General features: G+C 61.1%; 22 protein-coding genes. 9 read left to right on the top strand and 13 right to left on the bottom strand.

The annotated features are described in order from the left end of the window. Window positions 1–72 precede the first annotated feature (72 nt). From WNY80_RS17035 to WNY80_RS17020, 4 genes are all read right to left on the bottom strand, one after another. Entirely contained in the window at window positions 73–834 is a 762-nt protein-coding gene (locus WNY80_RS17035) for a class II aldolase/adducin family protein (RefSeq protein WP_342888607.1), read from the bottom strand. Window positions 835–837: 3 nt separating this feature from the next. Then, on the bottom strand, window positions 838–2,088 hold the full coding sequence (locus WNY80_RS17030; protein ID WP_342888606.1) for a Zn-dependent hydrolase: 1,251 nt from the start codon (window positions 2,086–2,088) through the stop codon (window positions 838–840). Between the two features lie 84 nt (window positions 2,089–2,172). Further along, a complete protein-coding gene (locus tag WNY80_RS17025; RefSeq protein WP_342888605.1) occupies window positions 2,173–3,663 on the bottom strand; it encodes a CoA-acylating methylmalonate-semialdehyde dehydrogenase in 1,491 nt (496 codons plus the stop codon). Between the two features lie 2 nt (window positions 3,664–3,665). Continuing rightward, complete coding sequence (locus WNY80_RS17020; RefSeq protein ID WP_342888604.1) at window positions 3,666–4,994, bottom strand: aspartate aminotransferase family protein; 1,329 nt, start codon at window positions 4,992–4,994, stop codon at window positions 3,666–3,668. Window positions 4,995–5,255: 261 nt separating this feature from the next. Here WNY80_RS17020 and WNY80_RS17015 point away from each other — a divergent pair, with 261 nt between their 5' ends. Further along, a complete protein-coding gene (locus WNY80_RS17015; protein ID WP_342888603.1) occupies window positions 5,256–5,867 on the top strand; it encodes a TetR family transcriptional regulator C-terminal domain-containing protein in 612 nt (203 codons plus the stop codon). A gap of 28 nt (window positions 5,868–5,895) precedes the next feature. Here the strand turns inward: WNY80_RS17015 and WNY80_RS17010 are convergent, their stop codons facing one another. Then, a complete protein-coding gene (locus tag WNY80_RS17010) occupies window positions 5,896–6,654 on the bottom strand; it encodes an SDR family oxidoreductase (RefSeq protein ID WP_342888602.1) in 759 nt (252 codons plus the stop codon). A gap of 247 nt (window positions 6,655–6,901) precedes the next feature. Between WNY80_RS17010 and arsC the strand changes: the two genes are divergently transcribed. Continuing rightward, window positions 6,902–7,306: an arsenate reductase (glutaredoxin) gene (gene arsC / locus WNY80_RS17005; protein ID WP_342888601.1), complete on the top strand. Its 405-nt coding sequence runs from the start codon at window positions 6,902–6,904 to the stop codon at window positions 7,304–7,306. Beyond that, complete coding sequence (gene arsH, locus WNY80_RS17000) at window positions 7,303–8,019, top strand: arsenical resistance protein ArsH (protein ID WP_342888600.1); 717 nt, start codon at window positions 7,303–7,305, stop codon at window positions 8,017–8,019. Before arsC ends, arsH begins: the two co-directional genes overlap by 4 nt. 18 nt (window positions 8,020–8,037) lie before the next feature. Here the strand turns inward: arsH and WNY80_RS16995 are convergent, their stop codons facing one another. After that, window positions 8,038–8,574, bottom strand: a complete 537-nt coding sequence (locus WNY80_RS16995) for a peroxiredoxin-like family protein (RefSeq protein ID WP_342888599.1) — start codon at window positions 8,572–8,574, stop codon at window positions 8,038–8,040. A 95-nt stretch (window positions 8,575–8,669) separates the two neighbouring features. Here WNY80_RS16995 and WNY80_RS16990 point away from each other — a divergent pair, with 95 nt between their 5' ends. Further along, window positions 8,670–9,431 carry an AraC family transcriptional regulator gene (locus tag WNY80_RS16990; RefSeq protein WP_342888598.1) on the top strand — a complete coding sequence of 254 codons (762 nt, stop codon included), beginning with the start codon at window positions 8,670–8,672 and terminating at the stop codon, window positions 9,429–9,431. Here the strand turns inward: WNY80_RS16990 and WNY80_RS16985 are convergent. The 4 genes from WNY80_RS16985 to WNY80_RS16970 form a co-directional block, all read right to left on the bottom strand. After that, a complete protein-coding gene (locus WNY80_RS16985) occupies window positions 9,428–10,135 on the bottom strand; it encodes a YiiX/YebB-like N1pC/P60 family cysteine hydrolase (RefSeq protein ID WP_342888597.1) in 708 nt (235 codons plus the stop codon). The genes WNY80_RS16990 and WNY80_RS16985 overlap by 4 nt on opposite strands. Before the next feature lie 320 nt (window positions 10,136–10,455). Next, a complete protein-coding gene (locus tag WNY80_RS16980) occupies window positions 10,456–11,058 on the bottom strand; it encodes a DUF2799 domain-containing protein (RefSeq protein ID WP_342888596.1) in 603 nt (200 codons plus the stop codon). Between the two features lie 195 nt (window positions 11,059–11,253). Beyond that, window positions 11,254–12,564 (bottom strand): NAD-dependent dihydropyrimidine dehydrogenase subunit PreA, encoded by a 1,311-nt coding sequence (gene preA / locus WNY80_RS16975; RefSeq protein ID WP_342888595.1) that lies wholly within the window; start codon window positions 12,562–12,564, stop codon window positions 11,254–11,256. Between the two features lie 16 nt (window positions 12,565–12,580). Next, on the bottom strand, window positions 12,581–13,927 hold the full coding sequence (locus WNY80_RS16970; protein WP_342888594.1) for an NAD(P)-dependent oxidoreductase: 1,347 nt from the start codon (window positions 13,925–13,927) through the stop codon (window positions 12,581–12,583). 204 nt (window positions 13,928–14,131) lie between these two features. Between WNY80_RS16970 and WNY80_RS16965 the strand changes: the two genes are divergently transcribed. The 3 genes from WNY80_RS16965 to WNY80_RS16955 all read left to right on the top strand — a co-directional run bounded on the left by WNY80_RS16965 (window position 14,132) and on the right by WNY80_RS16955 (window position 18,599). Further along, window positions 14,132–14,968, top strand: a complete 837-nt coding sequence (locus tag WNY80_RS16965; protein ID WP_342888593.1) for an alpha/beta hydrolase — start codon at window positions 14,132–14,134, stop codon at window positions 14,966–14,968. Window positions 14,969–15,101: 133 nt separating this feature from the next. Further along, window positions 15,102–17,372, top strand: coding sequence for a glycoside hydrolase family 9 protein (locus tag WNY80_RS16960; protein WP_342888592.1), 2,271 nt, complete (start codon window positions 15,102–15,104; stop codon window positions 17,370–17,372). An 87-nt stretch (window positions 17,373–17,459) separates the two neighbouring features. Further along, window positions 17,460–18,599: a Gfo/Idh/MocA family oxidoreductase gene (locus WNY80_RS16955; RefSeq protein WP_342888591.1), complete on the top strand. Its 1,140-nt coding sequence runs from the start codon at window positions 17,460–17,462 to the stop codon at window positions 18,597–18,599. Between the two features lie 28 nt (window positions 18,600–18,627). On the opposite strand, the gene WNY80_RS16950 is transcribed toward WNY80_RS16955, so the two are convergent. The 3 genes from WNY80_RS16950 to WNY80_RS16940 all read right to left on the bottom strand — a co-directional run bounded on the left by WNY80_RS16950 (window position 18,628) and on the right by WNY80_RS16940 (window position 21,474). Beyond that, the gene (locus WNY80_RS16950) at window positions 18,628–19,686 is read right to left on the bottom strand and encodes a Gfo/Idh/MocA family oxidoreductase (RefSeq protein ID WP_342888590.1); all 1,059 of its coding nucleotides are present in this window, start codon (window positions 19,684–19,686) and stop codon (window positions 18,628–18,630) included. 93 nt (window positions 19,687–19,779) lie between these two features. Continuing rightward, a complete protein-coding gene (locus tag WNY80_RS16945; RefSeq protein WP_342888589.1) occupies window positions 19,780–20,484 on the bottom strand; it encodes an SDR family NAD(P)-dependent oxidoreductase in 705 nt (234 codons plus the stop codon). 36 nt (window positions 20,485–20,520) lie between these two features. Then, complete coding sequence (locus tag WNY80_RS16940; RefSeq protein WP_342888588.1) at window positions 20,521–21,474, bottom strand: nucleoside hydrolase; 954 nt, start codon at window positions 21,472–21,474, stop codon at window positions 20,521–20,523. Between the two features lie 367 nt (window positions 21,475–21,841). On the opposite strand from WNY80_RS16940, the gene WNY80_RS16935 reads away from it, so the two are divergent. After that, window positions 21,842–22,450 carry a hypothetical protein gene (locus tag WNY80_RS16935; RefSeq protein WP_342888587.1) on the top strand — a complete coding sequence of 203 codons (609 nt, stop codon included), beginning with the start codon at window positions 21,842–21,844 and terminating at the stop codon, window positions 22,448–22,450. A 78-nt stretch (window positions 22,451–22,528) separates the two neighbouring features. Further along, the gene (locus WNY80_RS16930; RefSeq protein WP_342888586.1) at window positions 22,529–24,463 is read left to right on the top strand and encodes a methyl-accepting chemotaxis protein; all 1,935 of its coding nucleotides are present in this window, start codon (window positions 22,529–22,531) and stop codon (window positions 24,461–24,463) included. The last annotated feature ends 33 nt before the right edge of the window (window positions 24,464–24,496 follow it).

Here is a 24,496-nt window from a genome sequence, read left to right as displayed (position 1 = left end):
ACATCCTCTTGCTGTTCCAAATCTTGTTCTGATCAGCCGTCTTGGTGCGGCCTTTTCAAAGATACTGCTGGTCTAGTCGGCGTAGCCGGGGTTTTCCCGGTCAAGCACCTGTTTCATTTCCTCGAAGTGCGAGAATTCCGCGTCCTTGTAGACGTCCCATTCGCGCGCCACGGATTCAGCCAGCTCGTCGTTCATCACGTTGAGCGGCTGGCCGGTCGAATAGGCCAGCACCATGGTCCGCGCAGCGCGCTCGAGATGGTACATGGCGTCGAAGGCTTCAGCCACCGTGCGGGCCACCGTGGTGACGCCGTGGTTGGCCATCATGACGTTGGAATAGTTGCCGATGGAGGCCGCGATGCGCTCGCCCTCGGCCTCGTCATTGGCGATGCCGCCGAAATCCATGTCCATCGCCAGGCGGTTGAAGAACCGTGCCGTGGTCTGGTCGATCGGCTTGATCGACGGATCCTTCAGGCCTGCGAGTGCCGTGGCGTGGGGCGGGTGAAGATGCAGCGCCACGCGGGCATGCGGGACGCGGCGGTGGATGGCGCCGTGGATCGACCAGGCCGAGGGGTCGGGCGCATCTGGGCGGTTCATCGTGTCGGGATCATCGGCGTCGATGAGAAGCAGTTCACTGGCCTTGGCGCGGGAAAAATGCTTCCAGCGCGGATTGATCAGGAATTTCCTGCCGTCGGGCGAGACGGCGGCAGAGAAGTGATTGGCGACGCCCTCGTGCCAGTCGTAATAGGCCGCCAATCGCAATGCGGCTGCAAGGTCTATGCGAAGTTGGCTCTCGTCACTTGCCTCAAGCGGCAGGACTTTGGCTGATGAGATCATATCTTACTCCACAACTCCTGCAGTTTCGACCACTGCATGCATCAGCACGTCGGCGCCTGCGGTGGCCCATTCCTTGGAAATTTCTTCCGCCTCGTTGTGCGACAGTCCGTCGACGCAGGGGCACATGACCATGGCGGTCGGCGCCACGCGGTTGATCCAGCAGGCATCGTGACCGGCGCCGGAGATGATGTCCATGTGCGAGTAGCCCAGCCGTTCGGCGGCATCGCGGACGGCCTTGACGCAGCCGTGGTCGAATTCCGGCGGGTCGAACTGGCCGACGATTTCGGCCTCGAAGCTGACACCCAGCGCTTCGCAGAGTTTCGGCGCCTCGGCCATCAACCGGTCTACCATTCCGTTCATCCGGTCGAGCTCATGGCTGCGGAAGTCGATGGTGAAGACCACCTTGCCGGGGATGATGTTGCGCGAATTCGGGTAAACGTCGATATGGCCGATGGCGCCCACCGCGTTGGGGGCATTGTCCATGGCTATTGTGTGCACCAGTTCGGTGATCTGGGCCAGACCACGGCCGGCATTCTTGCGCATCGGCATCGGGGTCGAGCCGGTGTGGCTTTCCTTGCCGGTGACGGTGCACTGGATCCAGCGCAGACCCTGGCCGTGGGTGACGACACCGATGTCCTTGGCCTCGGCTTCGAGGATAGGGCCCTGCTCGATGTGCAGCTCAAACAGCGCATGCATCTTGCGGGCGCCGACTTCTTCGTCACCCTTCCAGCCGATGCGGACCAGCTCGTCGCCAAAGCGCTTGCCCTTGGCATCGACCCGGTCATAGGCCCAGTCCTGCTCGTGAATGCCGGCGAAGACGCCGGAAGCCAGCATTGCCGGGGCGAAGCGGGTGCCTTCCTCGTTGGTCCAGTTGACCACCACGATGGGGTGCTTTGTCTTGATGTCGAGATCATTGAGCGTGCGGACCAGTTCAAGCCCTGCAAGGACGCCAAGAACGCCGTCATATTTGCCGCCGGTGGGCTGGGTGTCGAGGTGGCTGCCGACATAGACCGGCAGGGCGTCTGGATCGGTTCCGGGCCGGGTCATGAACATGTTGCCCATGGTGTCGACGCCCATTGTCATGCCGGCGTCCTCACACCAGCGCTGGAACAGCTTGCGGCCTTCGCCGTCCTCGTCGGTCAGGGTCTGGCGGTTGTTGCCGCCGGCGACGCCAGGCCCGATCTTGGCCATTTCCATGAGCGAATCCCAAAGCCGGTCGGCGTTGATACGAAGATTTGCTGCGGGTGCGGACATGATCGGTTCCTCTGGTCTGGTCGGTTTTATCTTCTTGTAAAGCCGTCCCGGAACAGATCCGGGACGGTGATCTGCAACTCCCGCTCAGCTCGGGAAGGTAAAGACTGCGCCTGACTTGATGCCGTTGGGCCAGCGCGTGGTGATGGTTTTCAGACGGGTGTAGAAGCGGACGCCTTCCGGACCGTAGATCGAGTGATCGCCGAACAGCGAGCGCTTCCATCCACCGAAGGAGTGATAGGCGACCGGCACCGGGATCGGTACGTTGACGCCGACCATGCCGACCTCGATGGAATCGGAGAAGGCGCGGGCGGCATCACCGTCGCGGGTGAAGATCGCGGTGCCATTGCCGTATTCATGGTCGTTGATCATCTGCACGGCATCATCGAAGGTACCGGCGCGGACCACGGAGAGCACGGGGCCGAAGATTTCTTCCTTGTAGATGCTCATGTCGGTGGTGACGCGGTCAAACAGCGTGCCGCCGACAAAGTAGCCGTTCTCGTAGCCCTGCAGCGAGAAACCACGGCCGTCGACCACCAGTTCAGCGCCTTCCTTGACGCCCTGGTCGATGTAGCCGAGCACCTTTTCCTGATGCTGCTTTGTGACCACCGGGCCCATTTCGGCCGTGTCGTCTGTGGCCGGGCCGATCTTCAGGGCCTCGACCCGCGGCTTGAGCTTGGCCACAAGCGCGTCGGCGGTTTTCTCGCCCACCGGCACGGCGACCGAGATAGCCATGCAGCGTTCGCCGGCGGAGCCGTAGCCTGCGCCCATCAGCGCGTCGGCTGCCTGGTCCATGTCGGCGTCGGGCATGATCACCATGTGGTTCTTGGCGCCGCCCAAAGCCTGCACGCGCTTGCCGTTGGCGGTGCCGCGCGAATAGACATATTCGGCGATCGGGGTGGAGCCGACAAAGCTCACAGCCTTGACGTCGGGGTGATCAAGCAGCGTATCGACTGCAAGCTTGTCGCCATGAACGATGTTGAGAACGCCGTCCGGGAACCCGGCTTCCTGGAACAGCTTCCAGGCCAGCATTGGCGCTGACGGATCGCGCTCGGATGGCTTGAGCACGAAGGTGTTTCCGCAGGCGATTGCGATCGGGTACATCCACATCGGCACCATGGCCGGGAAGTTGAACGGGGTGATGCCGGCAACAACGCCCAATGGCTGGCGGTCGGCGATTGAATCGATCCCGGGGCCGACATTGCGGGAGAAATCACCCTTGAGCAGGTTGGGGATGCCGCAGGCGAATTCCACGACCTCGATGCCGCGGGTGACTTCGCCCAGCGCATCGTCATGGGTCTTGCCGTGCTCGCGCGAGATTTCGCGGGCGATGTCGGCGGCGTGACGGTCGAGCAGTTCCTTGAACTTGAACATGTAGCGGGCGCGCTTGAGCGGCGGCATGGCGCCCCAGGCCGGCTGGGCAGCCTTGGCGTTTGCCACGGCGGCGTTGATTTCCTCGACAGTCGACAGGGGCAATTCCGCAATCTGCTCGCCGGTAGCCGGATTGAAGACCTTGGACCGGCGATCGGAGCCGGAAATCGTCAGCTTGCCGCCAATGGCGTTTTCAATGATCTGCATGGTTACGCTATTCCTTTGAGCACTATGCGCAGTTTTTCAAACAATTCGTCGATCTGGTCCTTGGAGATGATCAGCGGCGGGGAGAGCGCAATGATGTCGCCGGTGGTGCGGATCAGCAGCCCGTCGTCATAGGCCTTGAGGAAGGCTGAGAAGGCGCGCTTTGTCGGCTCGCCGGCAATCGGATCGAGCTCGATGGCGCCGATCAGGCCGGTGTTGCGGATGTCGATGACATGCGGGCAATCCTTCAGCGAATGCAGCTGTTCTTCCCAGTACGGGGACAGTTCGGCGGCGCGGGTGAGCAGGCCCTCTTCCTTGTAGGTGTCGAGGGTTGCGAGTGCCGCGGCCGAGGCAATCGGGTTGCCTGAATAGGTGTAGCCGTGGAAGAACTCGATCATGTGCTCGGGGCCCTGCATGAAGGCGTCATGGATCTCGGAGGTGACAAACACCGCGCCCATCGGGATGACGCCGTTGGTCAGGCCCTTGGCGGATGTGATCATGTCGGGCATGACATCGTAGTGCTGGGCGGCAAAAGGCGAGCCGAGGCGGCCGAAGCCGGTAATGACTTCATCGAAAATAAGCAGGATGCCGTGCTTGGTGCAGATCTCGCGCAGTTTCTTGAGGTAGCCCTTCGGCGGGATCAGCACGCCGGTGGAGCCGGCAACAGGTTCGACGATGACAGCGGCGATGGTGGAGGCATCATGCAGGGTGACGATGCGCTCGAGTTCGCTGGCAAGGTCGCCACCATGCTCTGGCTGGCCCTTGGTAAAGGCATTCTGCGCGGGCAAATGAGTGTGCGGCATATGGTCGACGCCGGTCAGCAACGTGCCGAACATCTTGCGGTTGGAGACAATGCCGCCGACGGAAATGCCGCCGAAGTTGACGCCGTGATAGCCGCGCTCGCGGCCGATGAGGCGGGTGCGGGAGCCGTCGCCCTTAACCCGGTGATAGGCCAGCGCCACCTTCAGCGCGGTCTCGACCGACTCGGAACCGGAGTTGGTGAACAGCACATGGCTCATGCCATCGGGTGCAATATCGACCAGGCGATTGGCAAGTTCAAAGGCCTTCGGATGGCCCATCTGGAAGGCCGGTGCATAATCCAGCTCACCGGCCTGCTGTGCGATCGCCTCGGTAATCTTCGGGCGGCAATGACCGGCGTTGACGCACCACAGGCCTGCGGTGCCGTCGAGAATCTGGCGGCCATCGGACGCGGTGAAGTGCATGTCCTTTGCAGCAACCAGCATGCGCGGGTTCTGCTTGAACTGCCGGTTGGCGGTAAACGGCATCCAGAAGGCACGTAGGTCGTTGGGTGATGTGTTGAGCCGGTTTGACATGGCTGGCGCGCCTCCTGACGCATTGAGTTCCCGATCTTTCCGTCAAGCGTCACTTGAGTGACTTGTATCCGCTGACAGACTGTGTTGCGAAATATTGACTGTTTGATAAAACTCTATCAGGGTCAATCACCCGGTCAAGGCAAATTCCGCGTTGTGCGCAAGAGCTTGGGTGTTATGGTTTGTTGCCAGTCGTGGGAATGAAATGGAGCGCATGACTTGAAGGCAAGGGCCACAGAAACCCAACGCAAGACTCGCATTCAGATGGAGAATGAGGAACGCATCCTTGATGCTGCTCTCGAAGAGTTTTCAGTGCACGGGTTTCGCGGGGCTACAATCGACCGGATCGCCGAGCATGCCGGCATGTCCAAGCCCAACCTGCTTTACTATTTCCGGCGCAAGCAGGATATCTACGAAGCGTTGATCGCGCGCCTGCTCGACAAGTGGCTAGAGCCGCTGCAAGAGCTTGATGCCGTTGGTGATCCGCTGCCGGAACTGCAATCCTACATTCGCCGCAAACTCGAGATGGCGCGGGACTTTCCGCGCGAAAGCCGGCTGTTTGCCAACGAGATACTGCAGGGTGCGCCGCGGATCAAACGGCTGCTCGAAAGTGAACTCAAGCCGCTGGTCGAGGAAAAAGCCGAAGTCCTGCGCGGCTGGATGAAGCAGGGGAAGATCAATCCGGTCGATCCCCGGCACCTGATTTTCTCGATCTGGTCGACCACGCAGCACTATGCCGACTTCGATGTCCAGGTTCAGGTCATACTCGGCCCCGATAGCGGTGCGGCCGGCCGTTTCGAGGATGCGGCGCGATATCTCGAAACGCTGTTTCTCGACGGATTGCGGCCGCAGGGCAATGCGGAAGAACAGGCATAGACGCGGGATCAGTGATTTTCAGCGGCTATCAGGCGATCAGCCCGACAGCCCGTCGGGCTTCCTCGGTCTTGAGAGAAAAATCGCCGCCGTCATGGGGTCTGCCGGCATCGGTGGCCAGCCAGGCAACGGCCTCTCCCACCCAATCGGCTGAAATATGATTTGCCCAGTTGAGCTGGCTGACCGGGTTGATGCCGGAATCCTTGATCGAGCGCTGCATGTCGGTTGCCACGGTCCCGGGCGAAAGACCGACAACGCGGATATTGTCGTCAATGCTCTCCCTGTGAACCAGGCGGGTCAACGACAGTACCGCAGCCTTGGTGGCGCAATAGTGGCTCCAGCCCTCCAGTGCGGCGACGGCTGCACCCGAAGATATGTTGATGATCACGCCGCCGCCCTGCCGTTTCATGATGGGGATGGCGGTGCGCAGGCCGTAATAGACGCCCTTGAGATTGATATCGACGACCTGGCCCCAGGCTTCGGGGTCGGAATCCTCAAGCCGGGCGATGGGATCGATCATGCCGGCATTGTTGACCAGAATGTCGAGGCTGCCGAAGTGATCGACTGCTTTTTTGACCGCGTTTTCGACGTCGCTGTATTGCGCCACATCGCAGGTGACAGCCAGCGCCTTGTCGCCGATTTCGGCTGCAATGCGTTCGATGTCGGTCGCCGATCGCGCTGCAAGGACGACATTTGCACCGTATCCGGCGAGAATGCGGGCTGCTGCCTCGCCGATGCCGCGGCTGGCGCCGGTGATCAATGCAGTCTTGCTGGTCAGATCAATGCTCATACTCGGCTCCTTTGTGCTGATAACCTTTTGGAACCGATAGAGCGTGCAATCAAGATGGCAGGGGTGAATGGGGTAAACAATTTTCGCGTGCCCGAGAGCGGCGGGGTAGCCCGTGCCGGGGCCCGAGTTCCGTCTTTCGGGCAGGTGTCGACTTAATCAATCAAGAAATCTTGATATATTTCTGGCGTTGCGCGTCGGCTTGGGTTAATCGGGGCTTCTATCGAAGCCAAAGGTCGAGGAGACGATCATGAGCATTGTCATTCATCACAATCCCGGTTGCGGAACCTCCCGCAATGTTCTTGAAATCATCAGGGCCTTTGCCGGCGAACCTGTCATTGTCGAATATCTGAAAACAGGCTGGACCCGCGGGCAGTTGCAGGCGCTGTTCGCGGCTGCCGGGCTGACGCCCCGCGAGGCATTGAGGGTTTCCAAGTCTCCCGCCGAGGAGCTGGGCCTCACAGATCCCGGCGTCAGTGACGACGCCATACTGGACGCGATGCTTGAGCATCCGGTTCTGGTCAACCGGCCGATTGTCTGCACCGCAAAAGGCGTGGCGCTGTGCCGTCCGTCGGAGGCGGTTTTTGCGCTTCTGGATGTTGCTCCGGGCGCTACCTACACCAAGGAAGACGGTGAGGTGATCACCGCACCATGACCAAGGACCTGCCAAATATCGAGGCGGACAGCTTCCATCGTCCCGAGAACGATACGCTCTGCCTGCCAGGCGAGCCAGACCATCCGCCCAAGGTTTTGATGCTCTATGGATCGCTGCGGGCGCGGTCCTATTCGCGGTTTCTCACCCACGAGGCAAGGCGGGTGCTGGAAGCGCTTGGCGCCGAGGTCAGGATCTATGACCCAGCAGGACTGCCTCTGGTCTCGGATGAAGCGGAAGAGCATCCGAAGGTTCAGGAATTGCGGGAATTGTCGCTCTGGTCGGAAGCCCAAGTCTGGTGCTCGCCGGAGCGCCATGGCGCCATGACGGGGGTGATGAAAACACAGATCGACTGGTTGCCGCTGGCGCCGATCGGTGGCGTGCGGCCAACCCAGGGGCGGACCCTGGCGCTGATGCAGGTCAGTGGCGGATCGCAGAGCTTCAACACGCTCAACCAGATGCGCGTCCTGGGCCGCTGGATGCGGATGATCACCATCCCCAACCAGTCATCGGTTCCCAAGGCCTTTGCGGAGTTTGACGATGAGGGCCGGATGCGGCCGTCTCCCTATTACAACCGCATGGTCGATGTGATGGAAGAGCTGATGAAGTTCACGCTGCTGACCCGCGGGCGGGCAGAGTATCTGGTTGATCGCTACTCCGAGCGGGTGGAAAGCGCCGAAGCGCTTTCCTTGCGGGTCAATCAGCGTTCGATCTAGCGCTGTCGCGGTTCCGGATTACACAGCGCCGGTGTATTCGCCGCGCGCCGGATAGTCGTTCTTGATTGCGAAATCGAGTGCGCTGACCAGTTCGGAGAAATGCGGGCGGACGAACGGCATGGTCTGGACCGAACCGTAATAGAGCGTCTGCTGCGGGGTCACCATGAACAGGCCGGGCTCGGAGAACAGTGCAGGCTCTTCGATGCCGATCGAGGTCTTGCCGCGCGATGTGGAGATGTAGAGGCCCCATTCGCGCGCCTTGGCCAGCGGCAAATCATAACCGAAACGCAGGCTGTCAGCGCCGATCTTCTCGGCCATCTGGCGGGTGCGCTCTTCTCCGTCCGAGCTGATGGCAATGGTTGCCACGCCGCGTTCGGCGAAATCGGCGACGCGCTTTTGAAGTTCGGTGAGGTAATTTGCGCAGATCGGGCAATGCAGGCCGCGGTAGAAACAGATGACGGTTCCGCGCTCCGAGGCATCGGTGGTGAGATCAAACATGCCGTGGTCAAGTGTCGGCAGTTTCAGGTCGGGAGTTTTCTGACGGGGCAGGAGCATGGAAAAGCCTTTCAAGAGGGGATTGTGAAAACATAATATCGGAATTACAGTTTGGAAAATCCGATTTAACCGACGAAAACACCGATATGAGCCATATGGACAGACTGACAACGCTGATGGAGCGGTTCACCCTGGAGGTGAAGCCCGCGACGTTGAGGACTGCCACCCTGGTGGTGACAACGGGCAAGGATGGCGGATCGGGCCATGTCTGGTTCGGGCGGCCCGGTGTCGGGTCGGACTTGCCGGCTGAAACCGTGCGTTTTTCAGCCGAAGTCGATTGGGGCGGGAGTTCCAATCCGCTGCTGGCTGCCTTGCCTGACCGGATCTGTTTTGACCTGTCCCGGGACCAGGAGGCGGCAAGCCTGGTCAACCTGATGCTCTCGGAACTCGCTGCCGCACGCTGCGGATCGGCGTCGGTGATCAACCGGCTTGGCGAAGTGATGGTCGTGCGCCTGCTGCGGGCGCAAATCGAAGCGGGCTCGACCGAGCCGGGGCTGTTAGCGGGACTTTCTGATGCGAGGCTCAACCGGGCGATTGTCGCCATTCATGGCAATCCGGGCCGCAACTGGCGCAATGACGACCTCGCGGGGATTGCCGGGCTTTCCCTGAGCCGCTTTGCGGAGACGTTTGTCGCTGTCGTCGGCGAAACACCGGCGGCCTACCTGCGCCGGTGGCGGCTTTTGCTGGCGCGTCAGGATCTGCAGAAAGGGGACCGGGTCGAGGCCGTGGCGCGGCGTTATGGCTACCAGTCGCCGGAAGGTTTCGCGAGAGCGTTCCGGCAGCATTACGGACAGAAACCGCTGGCCATGCGTGGCACCCGGCGAACAGGGGCGGTCGGCGCAAGCGTCCCGGTCTAACGCTGACGCCTGGCCCAGTTGTGACCGATGTCGGTTACCAGGTCGCTCATCGAGGCCTGCCGCCAGCCCTTGCGATCAGCCTTGATGTAACCGACAAGGGCCAGACCGCCTTCCTTGCGGATAGCAGACACGGCAACGCTGTCTGGCATGATCGTCCGCACGCCGTAGATTTCCATGATTGGCAGATCGAGGTGCGGCATGACCCGGTGGATCAGTTCGGTGCAGAATGTGCAATCGGTCGAATCCACATCGAACAGGAAATCGAACTTCATGCCCAGAGCGTCGAAGAAACCGAGCGCGGTCTTGCGCCGTTGCTTCGTGCCGGAGAATCGTGGCCGCAGAATTGCCACCGCATCGGTGTTGAGCACCCTGGCGGGCTTCGAGAGATGTACGCCCGCGGCGTCGGCTTCGATGAAGACGTGCCGGTTTCGAATTCTCCTGGTGCGTTGTTGCACCTGGGATGCCTGCCAGATTCCCAGCTGTTTCAGCTCCTGCTCCGTGCCCAGATAGACCGCGGCATGGCCGAACAGGCCGGGGATGATATGGCCCGATCGCCGTCCCTTGGAACTGACCAGAACGATGTCGAGCGGCTGCAGACCATCCATGATGGCGTCCTGTGCAGCCTGCTTTGACTTGAGATGACCGCTGCGCCAGGACACATGGCTCAGGACCGTGCCCAGCGTCGGGGCAAACGTACGTGCCATGTCCACATACCAGAGTGGATATTCCTCGATGTTGGTACAACAGGCGTGAAGGCTTGCCTGGGCCGGCTTGATGTTCGCCTCAATGCCGCCGAATTGGCTGCAGCCGTGAACCAGCGCCGTGAGGGCGAGAAGAAGGACCAGGCCCAGCCGGCGAGTAGATAACAAAACAGCAAAAATCATCTGCAGAACTTACGACCCGATGTTTCTGGCGGTGTCGGGACGACGTGCCAGCAATTGTCGGGTTTCATTGGCCCGGCGGGGGTGTCGGGTCAAGGCGAAAGCCATGTCTGTCGCGGATAACGGCGGAATCGCCGCTGGTGCTAGCCCTGCGATTGCGGCACCGCGCGATACCGGAAGTCTTCCATGTCATCTTCGATCCGGCGCAGTTCGGATTCGAGCCGACCGATATCACGATCCATGTCGCGGATGTTGCGGCGGTTGTCGTCAATCCTCCGTTGCACACCGCGCGGGTCATCCGCGCCGGTCGTCAGCAGCCTTTCATCATCGCGGATGGACTGTTCAAGACTGCGAACGCGCGTTTCCAGAGCATTGATCTCACGCTTCTTGTGGTAGTGGGTCCGGCCCAGATCGTAGCCTTCGCGGAATCCGGTTTCCAGGTTGACGGGGCAAACATTGGCGTAGTTCTTGCCCTGGCTTCCGACGCTGAGACCGTTGAGTGGCGTGCAGTAGCGGGGCAGGCCCTGCTGATAGCCCTGGTACCAGGCGGTCTGGTCGGCGGCGACGCCTGCCTTGGTGCAGGCCTTGACGTGCCGTGCGAAACGGTCTTGCGGATTATAGCCGGCAGCGCCGTCCTGTTCACCAATGACGCGCCAGTCAGCAACGGCGCACTCCTCCTTGGACAAGGTCTGACAGGACGTCAGTACAAGGCAGGCAAGAAGAACCAGTGCAGAATACAGTTTCATGATTTCCCCCCGGGCGCAGTCATTCCCGCAACTTTGATAGCAACCGGAAAGCCCGGAGACAACCAATCCGGAGATTAATTCGACAGGGCATTGCTGTTGGAGAGCAGCTGTAGAGGCAAGAAGCTTGCAGTATAGACGCAAAAAGACCGGCCGTTGTTCACGGCCGGTCTGATGGGGAAGACGAACAGCGAAAGCTTATTCGGCAGCCTGTTTGGCCATCGGATTGTTTGGATGCGTCGTCCAGTTGGCATAGTCCGGATCAATCGGCCGGCCGGTGCGCGGGTCGGATCCCTCGGTCATCTCGACCATGGTGATGCAATCATCGACCGGGCAGACATTGACGCAGAGATTGCAGCCGACGCACTCGTCATCCATCACTTCGAAATGCCGCACGCCGTCGACCATCGATGTGATGGCCTGGTGCGAGGTATCCTCGCAGGCAATGTGGCAGCGGCCGCACTTGATGCAGAGATCCTGATCGATCTTGGCCTTGGTGATGTAGTTGAGGTTGAGGTACTGCCAGTCGGTGACATTGGGGACCGCACGGCCCTGGAAGTCAGCGATGGTTTCGTAACCCTTCTCGTCCATCCAGTCGGACAGGCCCTGCGCCATTTCCTCGACGATCTTGAAGCCGTAGGTCATGGCCGCGGTGCAGACCTGCACCGTGCCGCAGCCAAGGGCGATGAATTCGGCTGCATCGCGCCAGGTCTGCACGCCGCCGATTCCGGAGATCGGAAGTCCGCGGGTTTCCGGATCGCGGGCGATCTCGGCCACCATGTTGAGTGCAATCGGCTTGACCGCCGGGCCGCAATAACCGCCATGCGAGCCCTTGCCGTCAATCGTCGGCATCGGTGCGAAGTTGTCGAGATCGACCGAGACGATCGACGAGATGGTGTTGATCAGCGACACGGCGTCCGCCCCGCCGGCCTTGGCCGCGCGCGCCGGATAGCGGATGTCGGTGATGTTCGGCGTCAGCTTCACGATGACAGGCATATTCGAATATTGCTTGCACCATTCAGCGACCATCTGGATGTATTCTGGCACCTGGCCAACGGCTGCGCCCATGCCGCGTTCGCTCATGCCGTGCGGGCAGCCGAAATTGAGCTCGATGCCGTCGGCACCGGTGTCCTCGACACGCGGCAGGATCGCCTTCCAGCTCTGCTCCTCGCAAGGCACCATGATCGAGGCGATCAGTGCCCGGTCCGGCCAGCGCTTCTTGACCTCGGTCATTTCCTTGAGATTGACCTCGAGATCGCGGTCGGTGATCAGCTCGATATTGTTGAGCCCCAGCAGCCTGCGGTCGGGACCCCAGATCGCGCCGTAGCGCGGGCCGTTGACGTTGACGACCGGAGGACCGGCTTCGCCAAGGGTCTTCCAGACAACGCCGCCCCAGCCGGCTTCGAATGCGCGTTCGACATTGTAGGCCTTGTCCGTTGGCGGCGCCGAGGCGAGCCAGAAGGGATTGGGCGATTTGATGCCGAGGAAATTGGTGGATAGGTCAGCCATTATGTTTCCTCCTCCGTCAAGCCATCAGGGCTTTGTGAATGCTTTCAGCGGCGATCTTGCCGTCTTCGACGGAGACCACGGTAAGGTCTTCGCCACCGGCAATGCAGTCGCCGCCCGCCCAGATCTTGCTGTGCGAGGTGCGGCGCTGGTCATCGACGCGAATGCGGCCCTTTTCCAGTTCGACCGAACCGGCCAGCGGTGCGGCATCCGGTGTCTGGCCGATGGCCTTGAACACTTGGTCGGCTTCGATGGTCACCATCTCCCCGGTGCCGGCAAGTTTGCCGCCGGCGTCCAGTGCGGTCTTTTCCAGGGTGATCGCTGTGACCGCGCCATTTTCGACATGGAGGCTGTTGGGCATCACCCAATGACGAATGGTAATGCCGTGGGTCTGGGCCAGTTCCTGCTCGTAGAGCGAGGCGTTCATGTGCTCCTGGCCGCGGCGATAGGCGATGGTGACTTCCTCGGCACCCAAGAGCTTCGACTGCATGGCGGCATCGATTGCCGTCATGCCGCCGCCGATAACGACAATACGGCGGCCAATCTCGATCTGTGACGGATCGCCGGCCTGCCGCAGCACGCCGATGAAGTCGACAGCGTCGATGACGCCTGCTGCATCCTCTCCCTCGAGACCCAGCGCATTGACGCCGGGCAGTCCGAGGCCGAGGAAAACGGCGTCGAAATCGGCGGTCAGCTGCTCCAGCGTGACATCGCGGCCCAGTGCCTTGTTGTTCTCGATGGTGATGCCGCCGACCTGAAGGATGAATTCGACCTCATCCTGGGCGAAATCATTGGTCGTCTTGTAGGAGGCAATGCCGTACTCGTTGAGGCCGCCGGCCTTTTCACGGGCTTCGTAGACGGTGACGTCGTGGCCATGGGTGGCAAGCCGGTGGGCGCAGGAGAGGCCTGCGGGGCCGGCGCCGATGACTGCGATCTTCTTGCCGGTGGGGGCCGCACGGGTAAAGGGATGGGGCTGTTCGCGTTCCATGAAGGTGTCGGTCGCATAGCGCTGCAGCAGTCCGATCTTGACCGGTTTGCCTTCGGCGGTTTCGCGCACGCAGACTTCTTCGCAGAGCGTTTCTGTCGGGCAGACCCGGGCGCACATGCCGCCCATGATGTTCTGCTCGAAGATGGTCTTGGCCGAACCGACCGGGTTCGCCGCCTGGATCTTGCGGATGAACATCGGAATATCGATCGACGTCGGGCATGCAGTCATGCACGGCGCGTCGTAGCAGAAATAGCAGCGGTCCGCTTCAACCAGCGCTTCATGCGGCGTCAGTGGCGGGTGGATGTCGGAAAAATTATCGACATATTCGGCGCTGGAAAGACGGTTTGCCTTCACATCGCTCGTCTCGGACACAGTCATCAGAACCCCTCTCGTTGCGAGAACCTCGTCTGCGGTCTTTTTCGGGGCAACTCCTCAGCGCCTCCGTTGCCGCAGTGGGGAAAGAATGAAACGGTTTTATCAAAAGGTCAAATTTTTTATCAAATGATCAAAAATTGACTTTTTGCCTCAACATTGCGCTTCGGCGAAAGGCCGGTAAATATGCCGCCAACCAAGGAGCTTGCAGTGACAGATTATCCGATCACCGATTACGACGATGCCTATGCGAACGGCGCCCATATTGCCGGAGCTGCCGATTTTCCGCCGCGTTGGGCGGCAAGGGCGGAGGCCTTTCGCGAACAATTGAACAAGGCGGGGAGAGCGCGTGTCGACCTGGCTTACGGGCCGGAACCGCGCAACCGCCTCGACCTGTTCGTGCCGGAAGGCACGGCCAAGGGCCTCGCGGTTTTTGTTCATGGCGGTTATTGGAAGGCATTCGACAAGTCGACCTGGTCGCACCTGGCAGCCGGTCCGCTGGCGCACGGATATGCCGTTGCAATGCCGAGTTACACACTCTGTCCGGACAGCAGCATTACCGGGATCGCCCGGGAAATTGCCGCGGCTGTCAGTTTCGTGGGGAAGGAGGTTCCCGGCCCGATCCGGCTCACCGGTCATTCTGCAGGCGGCCAGCTGGTCACCCGCCTGATCAGCGGTGCGCCGTTGTTGTCTGACGAAGTTCTGGGCCGTGTCGCAGGCGTTGTTTCCATCTCCGGTGTTCATGATCTCAGGCCACTGATGCAAACGGAGATGAATGACGCATTGGAGATTGATGCGGCCGAGGCGCAATCTGAAAGCCCGGTCCTGCTGACGCCGCTTGCGCCAATCCCTGTCACGGCCTGGGTCGGCGCCAGCGAGCGGCCGGAATTCGTGCGCCAGAACCGGGCGCTCTACGAGATGTGGCGGGGATTTGCGACCCCGATGAAAATGCATGAAGATGCCGGCAAGCACCATTTCGATGTGATTGACGGGCTTTCGGACTCTGATCACCCGCTTTGCCGGGCGTTTGTCGGGTTGGAGGGCTGAGGCCGGGCACAGGCATGGAGGCCGGAGCAATTAAGCCTTTGTTCATGGCGACGCCCTAATTTTGTTGCAACAGCTTATGCATTGCGGCCATCAGGGCCGTCACACTTCCCGATCACAGAATCCGGAAACAGCCATGACGCACCTCAGGGCCATGACGGGCCTCCTTGCTTTGCTGGCGGCCAGCGCCATGTCCTCGAGCGCCGCATTCAGTGAAATGTTGCCGGATCCGGGCTTTGGCCAGCCGACGCTTGCCGGTGAATGGTGGGCGACACCCAACATCAAGTTCGAGTATAAGCCCGGCGCGCTTTGCGGCATGGTGGCCGGTGGCACGGCCCAGCCATGGGATGCGATCCTCGGGTTCAACGGGCTTGTGCTGAAAAAGGGCGAGCGTTACCGGCTGTCGGTCACGGTTTCGGGTGATCCGGGCGGGCCCATGCGCGCGCTGGCGCAGAAGGCGGCGGAGCCATGGACCGCGGAAGGCGAGATTGCGCGCGCCGTGAGTGCGGGCAAGCAGACACTGAACGAGGATTTTACCGCGGCTGAAACCCACGCCAAAGCCCAACTGGTCTTCCAGCTTGGCGGCGCGGACGCCCCCTGGCGTTTCTGCCTGCATTCGGCCTCCCTGCAGACGGGCCAGGAGCCCGCGGCGGAGACCGCCTCGGATGCGCCATCGGCGATCCGGGTCAATCAGTATGCCTATTTTCCCAAGGGGCCCAAGCACGCCACCCTGGTGCGCAAGGACAAGGGACGGGTCGAGTGGCGACTGCTCTCGGCCTCTAGCGCCCAGGTTGCATCCGGGTGGAGCAAGTCGCAAGGACGCAATGCATCCTCGGGACTTGACGTCCACATCATCGATTTCAGCGGGGTCCGGAAACCGGGCGAGGGCTACCGGCTTGTTGTCGGAGACGACACAAGTCCGCCGTTCTCGATTTCGGCGACGGCCTATGACGCCTTGCGTGCCGATGCGCTTGGCTATTTCTACAAGGTTCGCAGCGGTATCGAGATCCGGGAAGATTTGGCCGGAAAGGGCTATGGCCGGCCGGCAGGGCATCTGGGCAAGGCGCCCAACCGGGGCGATACCTCGGTCGGCTGCGTCGACACCCGTACCGCGCGCAAGGTTTACGGCGAAGCCTGGAGCTGTGGCTACCGGCTCAATGTCGCGGGCGGCTGGTACGATGCTGGCGATTTCGGCAAATATGTCGTCAATGGCGGTATCGCGGCAGCCCAGTTGCTTGGCGTTTACGAACGGGCGCTTCACTACAGCGGAGGCGCGTCACCGGCGTTTGCCGACGGGCTGGTTCGTATTCCCGAAGCCGGGAACGGCATTCCGGACATTCTCGACGAGGCGCGCTGGGAGCTCGATTTCCTGATGTCGATGACGGTGCCCGACGGCGAACCCCATGCCGGCATGGCGCACCACAAGGTGCACGGCAACCGCTGGACCGTGGGACCAATCCTGCCGCACCGCGACCGTGAACTCAGGGTTCTGCACCGGCCTTCAACTGCGGCGACACTCAACCTGGCGGCGGCGGCGGCACAGGGAGCGCGGCTGTTTGCCCGTTATGACAAACCCTATTCCGAGAAACTGCTTGCGGCCGCGGTCCGCGCCTACCAGGCGGCAGAGGCCAATCCGGCGCTTTATGCGCCTTACACCGATGGAAGTTTCGGCGGCGGTGACTATCAGGACGACGATGTCAGCGACGAATTCTACTGGGCGGCGGCCGAACTGTATCTCAGTACCGGCGACGTGGCTTGGCTTGAGCGTGCAAAGGCCTCTCCGCACTGGTCCGGTCCGGTGTTTCAGCGAGACGGTTTCAGCTGGCGTTCGGTTGCCGCGCTCGGCCGGCTGCAGCTCGCCTCGGTTCCATCCAAACTGCCAAAGCGCGATCTGAAGGCGGTGCAGGTGTCGGTCAGGGATGCGGCTGAAAGCTACCTGAAGGACCAGCGGAAAGAAGCATTTGGCTTCATGTACCGTCCCGAAAAATTCGGCTGGGGATCGAACCAGTCGCTGATCCAGAACATGATCGTCGTCGCGACTGCCTATGACATAACCGGCGACAAGCGCTATCTGCAGGCGGTGCGCGAAAGCATGGATTACATTCTCGGGCGCAATGCCCTGGGGATTTCCTATGTCACGGGCTACGGCACGACCTATGCACAGCGGCAATATTCCAACATGTTCGCGGCCTCGACCGATCCATCCTATCCGGCGGTGCCGAAAGGCGCGCTTGCGGGCGGACCGAACAGCGGACTCGCCGACGACTACGCCATCCGCAAGCTGAAGGGCTGCGCGCCGCAGGCATGCTACGTCGACGATGCGCGGTCCTACTCAACCAACGAAATTGCCATCAACTGGAATGCGCCGCTGACCTGGATCGCGTCGTTCCTGGCCGACGCGCCTTGAGGCCGGGCCCGGCGGAATCCAAAGGCAACCCCATCTTAACACCGCACTGCTAGCCTGAAGTCGACAGCAGGCCGGGATCCAAGACCCATGACCAAGATCGCATTCGTCGGCACCGGTTTCGTTGCCGACTACTACATGACCACGCTTGCCAACTATCCCGGGCTCACGGTTGCCGGGGTATGGGATCACGATGCGCACCGCCTCGCGCAGTTCTGCCGCTTTCACAATGTCCCGGCCTATGGATCGCTCGAGGAGTGCCTGGGCGAGGCGGAAACGGCAATCATCGTCAACCTGACCACGCCGGAAAGCCATTTCGAGCTCAATTGTGCAGCCCTGAATGCGAGCAAGCACGTCTATTGCGAAAAGCCGCTCGGGATGACGTTCGAGGAGGCGCGCGAGGTCGTCGAGCTGGCCGAGGCCAAGGGGCTGACGGTGTGCGGCGCGCCGGCCAACGGTCTTTCGGATGCGCAGAAACTGGTTGCCGGCCTGATCGCGGATGGGCGGATCGGCAAGCCGCGGCTTGCCTATGCCGAGATGGAAGACGGGCCGGTGTTCAAGGACAACTGGGCGGAATGGGCTTCGCGTTCGGGGGCGAAATGGCCGGGTCTGCACGAGTTTGAAGTCGGCTGCACGCTGGAGCATGCAGGCTACGGCCTGTCTTGGCTGGTGTCGCTGTTTGGCGCTGTCGAAGAAGGCCAGGCATTCTCTGCATTGACCTTTCCCGACAAGGGGGCAGGGACTGCCGGCATTGACATGGCGCCGGATTTCGCTGTCGGGTGCCTGTCCTTCCGCTCCGGCGTGACCGCGCGTCTGACCTGCGGCCTTGCCGCGCCGCGCGACCGGTCGCTGACGATTGTGGGAGACGAGGGTACAATCGTGGTGCGGGATCTCTGGGATGACCGTTCGCCTGTGCATCTGAGCCGGTTCGATGGCAAGCGGCCTTTGTTGCAGCGCCTGGCGGGGCGGTTTGAACGCAGTCGCGGGCAGGTGCTGCCGCTAAGGCTGCTGCATGGCAGGCCGGTCGCCTATCCGGCGCCGGCAAAAGCCGGAAAGCTCCCCGCGTTCCCGTCGCAGATCGATTTCGCTCGCGGAATTGCCGTGATGGCGGAAGCTTTGGCGGCTGGGCAGACGCCGTTCTTTTCCGGCAAGCGAGCGCTGCATCTCACGGAACTGGCACTGGCGATGAGCCAGGGTGTCGGGCCGTTCAAGCCGCGCTCCGGATTCTAGAACCGGATATCCAGAACCAAGGCCGGGTTTACCGGGTGACGGGTGGTTTCTCGCGCACGGCTTCAATGATGCGCAAGGCGGCAATCGTGTCATCGAGGGTGTTGCCAGGTTCTTGCGTCAGGCCCTGGCGGATGGCGTTGGATGCGGCCTCGATCTCGAATTGCAATCCGGTGCCCTCAAAACTGCAGTCGTGCCGCTTTCTGCCGGGCAAGGGCAGGCGGGCGAACAGTTTGCGGCGGAGTCTCGCGGAGACCGTATTGCCACCCGGCTCAGCCAGATCGGCAAGACGGCGGGACGGGTAAACCGAGAAGCCTGCCGCGTTTATGAAGGGCGGGGCGATCACCACGACGCCGTTGTCGCCTTCAATGACCAACCGGTTTGATCCCTCGCGATCAAAGCCGCAATGGATCTCGGCCTGCGCATCGGGAAACCGCATGTGCAGGGTTGCCGCCATATCGACCCCCGATGGTGCTGCGCGCCATGAGCCATCGACGCTGACCGGATCACCGAGAAACTGGCGCGCCAGGGAAACCGGGTAGATGCCGAGGTCCAAAAGCACGCCGCCGCCCTGGGCCTGATCGAAAAAGCGGCTGTTGGGATCGAAATTGCGCTTCCAGGCGATGTCCGCCTCGAGCTTGCGGACAGTGCCGATCAAGCCGCCGAGAAGCGCGGTACGCAGAGCCTGTATGGCCGGAAGGTATCGGCTCCACATTGCCTCCATGACGAAGCTGGATTTGTCACCGGCCGCCTGCTGAATTGCCAGAGCTTCATCCAGACTGGAGGTCATCGGTTTTTCGATGAGTACCGGGATGTCTGCTTCAATGCATTCGAGTGTTTGCGCGTAATGGACCATGTTCGGCGTGGCGATGTAGACTGCATCGACGGCTTCTGAACCGATCATGGATGTCAGCGAGCCAAAGGCGGCGACGCCTGAATGGCGGGCGGCAAATTCCTGCGCCCTCGACAAATCGCGGGAGCAGACCGCCGACAGGGTTGCGCCTTTTGCGAAGTCGATGTCGGAAGCAAAGCGCCGGGCGATGCCCCCGGTGCCGGCAATGCCCCAGCGGATGGTTCTGGTCTGTGTCATGACACGCTTATAGGGGAGGGCTGATGAAAACCGGGTAAAGGGCGGTTTGCTGTTGGCGCAATTGCCGGCCTTTGCAAGTCAAGACCGGCTGGGTCACCAGGGCAGCCGTTTGCCGTGATAATCAAAGAAACCACCGGATTGGGCTGGCGCGAGCCGGTCCATCGCCGCGATCAGCAAGGCGGCTGCTTCTGCCGGTTGGCGCACCTTGAGGCCGGTCTTGGCGAAAGCTGACGACAGCCCCGTGTCAACGGTGCCCGGGTGCAACGCCACGCAGACGGCTTCAGGCTTCCGGCGGGCCAGCTCTATCGCCGCGGTATGGACGAACTGGTTGAGCGCTGCCTTGGACGCGCGATAGCTGTACCAGCCGCCAAGCTGGTTATCGGCGATCGAGCCTACCTTGGCGGACAGGGTGGCAAAGACGGATTTCCCGTCAGGGGCCAGCAGCGGCAGGAAATGTTTCATCAACAACGCCGGTCCCATCGCATTGACCGCAAAGGCATGGGCCATATGCGCGGGCGTGACGGCATTGAGCGATTTTTCCGGATTGAAGCCGCCTCCATGCAGAAAGCCGGTCGCGTCAAACACCAGGCGAAGTTGTGCTTGCCTGCTGCTGATGGCGTCTGCGGCGCGGATGATGGACTGCTCATCAAGCAGGTCAATCGCCGGTTCGGAGGTGCGGGAATGCCCAATCGTTTCCGAAAATGCACCTGACTGGTTCAGCGCCTCGAGCATCGCCGCGCCTATCCCGCCGGTGCCGCCGATGACGACTGCCAGGCCGCCCTTTTTCAAACTGTCCATGCACTCCTCCGTTGACCGGGCCAACAGGGAGATGGTTCACCCGGCGTGGCGCGTCATGACCATCATGTAGTCGGCCAGGAACATGTCGGGATCCGTGTCGACCATCACCATATGGTCCGGTCTTCCGTCAAAGCAACGGGCGCGGCTCTGGGTGCCGCCGGGCTGAAACAGGGTCTGGCCTATTGCCGGGCCGTCGGTGACAACGGCCAGCGCACCCTTTTGCAGGCGGAAGGCGCCCGGAACCGTCAGCCAGGACAGGGGCATCACGTCATGCGGCACGCAGCCTCCGATGCCCAGATGCGACCGGTAAAACCGGGCATAGAATTCGGCCATGGCCGCCAGTGGCGTTCCCAAGGCCGGGTTTTCCTTTGCCACCGACTGCATGAAGTCAGGCGTGAACACCACCGGCATGGTGCAATCAAGCGGTGCGAGCACCAGTGGCCACCTGGCCGCCAGGACGGCATCAGCGGCGTCAGGGTCATTCCAGAAATTGGCCTCGGCGACCGGGGTGACATTGCCCTTGCGATGCACGGCACCACCCATGACGATGACGGCTTTGAGGCGCGAGACCACGTCCGGATCGCGCTCAAGCAATCTGGCGAGATTGGTCAACGGTCCGACCGCGCAAACAGTGATCTCGCCGGGATAGCGTTTGCTGGCCTCAATGATGTAGTCGGCCGCATCGAGAGCGTGCTTGGTGCGGGTGGAAGCAGGAATATCGACTTCGCCGAAGCCGTTGCTGCCGTGAACCAGGTAGCTTGGTTCATTGGCCGGCATGGACAACGGCGCGGACTCGCCTTCTGCCACGTCGGCCGCAACACCCCAGTGCTCGAGCAGGGCCAAAGCGTTGCGGGTTGCCTCATGGGTCTGGACATTGCCGAAAATGGTGGTCAGGGCCAAAAGCTCGATGTCGGGATGGGCGACGGCATAGGCAATGGCCATGGCGTCGTCGATGCCGGGATCGGTGTCGATAATGATCTTGTGCTTCATGGCCTGCTCCTTCTCGTTTTCGCCTTCCAATGGCACGACAGGGACGCTGCCACAAGGGAGCGGTTTTGTGACGCAAGGCCGGTGCAAGATTAGGTGGTCATTTTCGCCATCGACCGGCGGCAAGGCAGGGGGATCCCCTGCCGTCGCTTGACGGGCGTTGTCTTCGCCGGATGACGCCCGTCTGCCTTGATTGCCTCACGATGTTTGCCCCGATTGTCCCTTTGAAGCTCTGCAGGATAATTGCTGTCCTGGCAGCCAGGTTGTCGTGATTGCACATGCGTTTTTTATTCAACGCTAATAGAAAAGAATTTATATTTAACCATCTTTTAAAAAAGTAGGTCCAATTGTTGCTTAGGAGGAGACAACAATGGCCACTATACGAAGCATACTCACCGTCGCAGCTGTCAGCAGCGTGATGATTTCGCCTGCATGGGCGGAACCAGCCAAACCCGACATTCAAAGCCTTATCACCCCGTCAGTGGTGGAGGAAATGCGTCACTGGATCGATACGGATATCGTGCGAATCTCGGTCGGCGCGCAGAATGAACGTCTCCAGAAGCTTCCCCAGGACCAGATCGACGCGCTGGACACTCAGTGGCGCGCAGAACGCGAAAGCGATGACAAGCCGTTGATTGCGGCGACGCTGTCCAACCCTCTTTCGGTCTATCTGACCCGGCTGCAGGGCAAGTCGCTTGGTCTTTATGCCGAGATCTTCGTGATGGACCACAATGGTCTCAATGTCGGCCAGAGCTCCATCACCGGCGATTTCTGGCAGGGTGACGAAGCCAAGTTCCAGAAAACCTACGATGTGTCCGGTGATGCGTTGTTCATCGACGAGCCTGAATGGGATGATGAAAACAAGATCTGGCGCGGCCAGGTCAGTTTCACATTGACCGATTCCGGAAAATCCATCGGTGCCGTCACCATGGAAGTCAATCTGACGGAACTCGAGCGCCGCGTAGCCGCAGGCGCATAACAATTCCCGGTGACAACCGCGTCGTGAAACCCTGCGAATCCCAGGCAACGACACCCAAGACACAACAGGACGTTTAAAATGCTCAAGAACATATCTGTCAGCACAAAGGGGTTTGCAGCGTTCGCTATCCTGGCCCTGATCGCGATTTCGGCCTCCGGCTTCATCTATTCCCGGGTGGTTACCGCAACCCATCTTGTCGAGCATAGCCACACAATGGGCGAGCTGCTGAACCAGACCTCCAAACTGACTGACAATGTCAATCAGGCCAATCTTGCCCTGAAAAACTTCCTGCTGACAGGCAACCGGGATTTCGTGACGAAATACAAGTCGATCAGCGCGGATATCGACACGCTTGTTGCTGACCTCGGCACGGTCTATTCCGACCATTCCGCCAACAATGTCCCGAAGCTGACAGAAGCCGCGGCCATCATCGGCGACTGGCGCACATCTGTGGTCGAACGGCAAATCACGCTCATGCGTGACCCGATGACCGTGGAACTGGCACGGGTGCTGGAACTGACCGGCGAAGGCGCAAAGCTGCTGAGTGATTTTGATGCGAAAATCGGAACCGTAACGGACGATATCCGGGCTGAGTCCCAGGCTGCGTCTTCGGATCAGATGGATGCACTTTCCACTGTTGAATTCATCGCCATGGCTGCATCGATCATTGTTGCGCTGGTGGCTGCCGGGATGGGCCTGTTGAACTTCCAGCTTGTCTCCCGTCCGCTCGGCCGCCTGGCCGATGTGACCACACGTCTCGCCAATGGCGAACTCGATGTGAGCATCGACAAGGGCGGCAAGGACGAGATCGGCAAGATGGCTGAAGCCATGCAGGTGTTCCGCGAAGCAGGCATTGCCAACCAGCGACTGCAGGCCGAAGCAGAAGAAAACAGGAAACAGGCCGAAGCGGACCGTATTGCGGCGCAGGAAAAGGCAGAGGCAGATGCCGCAGCCCGCCTGAAAGTCGCCACGTCCGGTCTCGCCGCAGGCCTGCAGAGACTTGCTGCCGGCGACCTTTCCTTCCAGCTCGATGAGCCCTTTGCGCCTGACTTCGAAGCCTTGCGGCATGACTTCAACCAGTCGGTCCGGCAGTTGAGCTCGACGATGGGTGCGATCACCGAAAGTGTCTCGATGATGGAAACCGGGACCCGTGAAATCGCCAACGGCACGGATGACCTGGCAAAGCGCACGGAGCGCCAGGCTGCTGCACTGGAAGAAACGGCAGCCGCCGTCGAGGAGATTACCTCCAACGTGGTCAATTCCACCCAGCGCACGGAAGAAGCGCGCGGCGTGGCCTCGCAGGCCAATTCGTCGGCCAGCCAGTCTTCCGAAGTCGTCGGCCAGGCCGAAGAGGCGATGCGGCGGATTGAAGAAAGCTCGAAGCAGATCTCGAACATCATTGGCGTGATCGACGAGATTGCCTTCCAGACAAACCTGCTGGCGCTGAATGCAGGCGTCGAGGCCGCGCGCGCCGGTGAAGCCGGCAAGGGATTTGCGGTTGTCGCCCAGGAAGTGCGTGAGCTGGCCCAGCGTTCGGCCAATGCGGCCAAGGAAATCAAGGAGCTCATCGAGAACTCCTCGACGGAAGTTTCCAGCGGCGTGGATCTCGTCCGCAGGGCAAGCGAGGCGCTTCGTACCATCGGTGGCTTCATCACCGACATCAACACCCACATGGATGCGATCGCGGTTTCGGCCAAGGAACAGTCCACCGGCCTGTCCGAAGTCAACCAGGCGGTCAACTCGATGGACCAGACCACCCAGCAGAACGCAGCGATGGTGGAACAATCCAACGCGGCCTCCGCCGAACTGGCCGCTGAAGCGGGCAAATTGCGTGAGCTGATCTCGCAGTTCACCATCGACGGCTCGGCCACCGCGCAATCGGCTGTGCTGCAGCAGACAGCCCGGACGATGGCGAAGGCGGTCCAGTCCGAGAGCCGTCAGCCTGCCGCCCGGCCACAAATGCGCAGCCAGGGAAATGCGGCTGTGGCGCAGGACAGCTGGGAAGAGTTCTGAGCGGACCAACGCGACCGGATCACTGGATCAGGT

This window comes from Hoeflea sp. AS16 (assembly GCF_038900095.1).
In the GTDB taxonomy this organism is placed as follows: Bacteria; Pseudomonadota; Alphaproteobacteria; order Rhizobiales; family Rhizobiaceae; genus Hoeflea.
Note: the sequence above shows the minus strand (reverse complement) of the source record. Positions and strands in the feature narration are given on the sequence as shown.

Bases quoted from the DNA above. Each gene is read 5' to 3' on its own strand.
- WNY80_RS16990 (WP_342888598.1), top strand. From the start codon at position 8,670: ATGGACAGACTGACAACGCTGATGGAGCGGTTCACCCTGGAGGTGAAG.
- WNY80_RS17015 (WP_342888603.1), top strand. From the start codon at position 5,256: ATGGAGAATGAGGAACGCATCCTTGATGCTGCTCTCGAAGAGTTTTCA.
- WNY80_RS16995 (WP_342888599.1), bottom strand. From the start codon at position 8,574: ATGCTCCTGCCCCGTCAGAAAACTCCCGACCTGAAACTGCCGACACTT.
- WNY80_RS16935 (WP_342888587.1), top strand. From the start codon at position 21,842: ATGGCCACTATACGAAGCATACTCACCGTCGCAGCTGTCAGCAGCGTG.
- WNY80_RS16945 (WP_342888589.1), bottom strand. From the start codon at position 20,484: ATGGACAGTTTGAAAAAGGGCGGCCTGGCAGTCGTCATCGGCGGCACC.
- WNY80_RS16985 (WP_342888597.1), bottom strand. From the start codon at position 10,135: ATGGCACGTACGTTTGCCCCGACGCTGGGCACGGTCCTGAGCCATGTG.
- preA (WP_342888595.1), bottom strand. From the start codon at position 12,564: ATGGCTGACCTATCCACCAATTTCCTCGGCATCAAATCGCCCAATCCC.
- arsH (WP_342888600.1), top strand. From the start codon at position 7,303: ATGACCAAGGACCTGCCAAATATCGAGGCGGACAGCTTCCATCGTCCC.
- WNY80_RS16950 (WP_342888590.1), bottom strand. From the start codon at position 19,686: ATGACACAGACCAGAACCATCCGCTGGGGCATTGCCGGCACCGGGGGC.
- WNY80_RS16960 (WP_342888592.1), top strand. From the start codon at position 15,102: ATGACGCACCTCAGGGCCATGACGGGCCTCCTTGCTTTGCTGGCGGCC.
- WNY80_RS16955 (WP_342888591.1), top strand. From the start codon at position 17,460: ATGACCAAGATCGCATTCGTCGGCACCGGTTTCGTTGCCGACTACTAC.
- WNY80_RS16970 (WP_342888594.1), bottom strand. From the start codon at position 13,927: ATGACTGTGTCCGAGACGAGCGATGTGAAGGCAAACCGTCTTTCCAGC.
- WNY80_RS17035 (WP_342888607.1), bottom strand. From the start codon at position 834: ATGATCTCATCAGCCAAAGTCCTGCCGCTTGAGGCAAGTGACGAGAGC.
- WNY80_RS17030 (WP_342888606.1), bottom strand. From the start codon at position 2,088: ATGTCCGCACCCGCAGCAAATCTTCGTATCAACGCCGACCGGCTTTGG.
- WNY80_RS16980 (WP_342888596.1), bottom strand. From the start codon at position 11,058: ATGAAACTGTATTCTGCACTGGTTCTTCTTGCCTGCCTTGTACTGACG.
- WNY80_RS17025 (WP_342888605.1), bottom strand. From the start codon at position 3,663: ATGCAGATCATTGAAAACGCCATTGGCGGCAAGCTGACGATTTCCGGC.
- WNY80_RS17010 (WP_342888602.1), bottom strand. From the start codon at position 6,654: ATGAGCATTGATCTGACCAGCAAGACTGCATTGATCACCGGCGCCAGC.
- WNY80_RS16930 (WP_342888586.1), top strand. From the start codon at position 22,529: ATGCTCAAGAACATATCTGTCAGCACAAAGGGGTTTGCAGCGTTCGCT.
- WNY80_RS16940 (WP_342888588.1), bottom strand. From the start codon at position 21,474: ATGAAGCACAAGATCATTATCGACACCGATCCCGGCATCGACGACGCC.
- arsC (WP_342888601.1), top strand. From the start codon at position 6,902: ATGAGCATTGTCATTCATCACAATCCCGGTTGCGGAACCTCCCGCAAT.
- WNY80_RS17020 (WP_342888604.1), bottom strand. From the start codon at position 4,994: ATGTCAAACCGGCTCAACACATCACCCAACGACCTACGTGCCTTCTGG.